This is a genomic window from Flavobacterium bizetiae (assembly GCF_902804475.1).
Classification (GTDB): Bacteria; Bacteroidota; Bacteroidia; order Flavobacteriales; family Flavobacteriaceae; genus Flavobacterium; species Flavobacterium bizetiae.
The window spans coordinates 1-2,252 of sequence record NZ_CADCSU010000219.1 but is presented as its reverse complement, the minus strand read 5'-3'; the positions used below and the strand labels follow the sequence as shown (position 1 = coordinate 2,252).

At 28.2% G+C, this 2,252-nt stretch carries 3 protein-coding genes; all 3 read left to right on the top strand.

The window, feature by feature from the left end; all coding sequences use genetic code 11:
* Positions 1-532, top strand: a 532-nt coding sequence (locus FLACOL7796_RS24215) for a hypothetical protein (protein WP_173973330.1), incomplete at its 5' end; no start/stop codon positions are given.
* Positions 529-1,161: an acyltransferase gene (locus FLACOL7796_RS24855; RefSeq protein WP_173973329.1), complete on the top strand. Its 633-nt coding sequence runs from the start codon at positions 529-531 to the stop codon at positions 1,159-1,161. The genes FLACOL7796_RS24215 and FLACOL7796_RS24855, both read left to right, overlap by 4 nt.
* A gap of 2 nt (positions 1,162-1,163) precedes the next feature.
* Positions 1,164-2,048 (top strand): glycosyltransferase family 2 protein, encoded by an 885-nt coding sequence (locus FLACOL7796_RS24205; protein WP_173973328.1) that lies wholly within the window; start codon positions 1,164-1,166, stop codon positions 2,046-2,048.
* Positions 2,049-2,252: the final 204 nt, after the last annotated feature.

The window sequence follows — 2,252 nt, the reverse complement described above, 5'->3', positions numbered from 1 at the left end:
TTATTTAAGTACTTATCCTTTTTCAGGCGGATTGATGGCTCAATATGCAGCAGTTTTTGAAAAACCAATTTTAGCTTATACATCCGAAGACTTAGAATGTAATTTTTTAGAAGGTTTAATCAATTGGAAAGCTGATAGAGATTTCAATATTACTTGCACAAGCTTTGATTCTTTCAAAACAGAAGCTGTAAAATTGATTGAAAATAAATTGTATCGACATGATAAAGGTTTAGAGAATAAAAAGCTCATGATAACAGAATCTGAGTTTGAAGAAAATTTAAAAAACTTACTTGCTTTTAATAAACCTGTCGTCTTTAAAAAAAGGATTATTGATTATGTAGAGTTTTCTAATTTGTATTTAGAACTTGAGAATAATTATTTGAAACAATTCAATTCTTTTATTATATCACGTTTTAAGCTATCAGCTTTAGTACTTTTTCCTAAACAGTTTTTTTTATTTTTATTTTCATCATCAAATATAAAATTTCTTATGAAAAGAATAAATACTAAATTCAAAAAAAATAGAATATGAAAAAAAGTATAAAAAAAGGAATTCAATATTTAGTTCTTTTTTTTTATTTCCTTTTTCCTCCAAAATTTTTTAATAATCTAAGATCAGTATTTAACTATTTTTATACGATTTGGATTAGGAACGGGCTTAATAGTTTGGGAAATGGGTCTAGTTTGTCACGACCAATTTATTTAAGTGGTGGAAAATATATTTCGATTGGACATAATTTTAAATGTGATCAACGTTTAAGAATTGATGCGATTGATGAATTTTTGGGAGATAATTTTTCTCCAAAAATCATTATTGGTGACAATGTAGCGATACAAAAAGATTGTCATATTGGAGCAATAAATAAAATTGTACTTGGAAATAATGTACTTCTTGCAAGTAAGGTCTACATATCAGATCATTCACATGGTGAAATAAATAGAGAGGCTTTGGTGCTTCCACCAGCTTTAAGAAAATTATATAGCAAGGGGCCTGTAATAATTGAAGATAATGTGTGGATTGGTGAGGGTGCAGTTGTTTTACCTAATGTCACAATTGGTGAGAACTCTATTATAGGCGCAAATGCTGTTGTTACCAAATCAATACCTAAAAATAGTGTAGTTGGAGGAAATCCTGCAAGAATAATTAGAGAGTTAAATTAAATATGGCAGTAGATGTTTCTGTAATTTTTGTAAATTATAATACAGTATCATTGTTGATAGATGCAATTGATACTGTTTTAAATAAGACTTTGGATATTAAATATGAGATTATTGTAGTTGATAATAATTCAAACGATAATTCAAAGTCAATTTTGTGGCATAAATATGGTCAGAAGGTTAATTATATTGATTTGTCGGAAAATATAGGTTTTGGGAGAGCTAATAATGAAGGTATGAAAAAGGCTGCGGGCAGGAATGTTTTTCTATTAAATCCAGATACGCTCTTAAATAATAATGCTATCAAAATTCTTTCAAATTATTTAGACGCAAACAAGCAAGTTGGAGTAGTTGGCGCAAGTCTTTATAATGAAGATGGATCTCCACAAGCTTCTTATTCGTTCTTTTACCCGTCTCTTAGTTATGAATTTAGTAATTTGCTTCATTTGTCATTTTTATTTAATACCGAAACTTTTAATGATTCAGTTTTTCCAAAAGAAGTCAAACGAGTTGTTGGAGCAGCAATGATGATTAAAAAAGAAGTCATTGAAAAAGTTGGTATGTTTGATCCTCGTTTCTTCATGTATGCTGAAGAAGATGAGTGGTGTTACAGAATTACAAAAGCGGGTTATAAATTAGTGAATTTGCCAGAATCAAGCATTACACATTTGGATGGTAAAAGTTTTTTGTTTTCTGAGCAAAGAAAATTACGCCAACTAGAAGGGATAAGAACTTTTTACAAAGTAACTTATTCACCCTTGTATTGTGAGTTTCTTAAATGTATTGAATATCTAACAATTGTTAATCGTCTTTTTATTTTTAGGCTTTTGAAACATACTGAAAAAGTCAATTATTGGAAATTTATGTATGCCCATCGTAAATGGAAATAATTTTTTAAACAAAAATATAAGACTAACTGAATAATTAAGGTTTTGATTTTTTAGTAAGTAATTAACAAAAGGGATTGTAAAAAATATTAATTAAAAATTTGAAAAAAATACTTGTAATTCATCACGGTGTTGGTGTTGGTGGAGGTTTAATAGCCTTATTAGGACTATTAGAAGATCTTATAACAAAATATGAGGTAAAGGTAT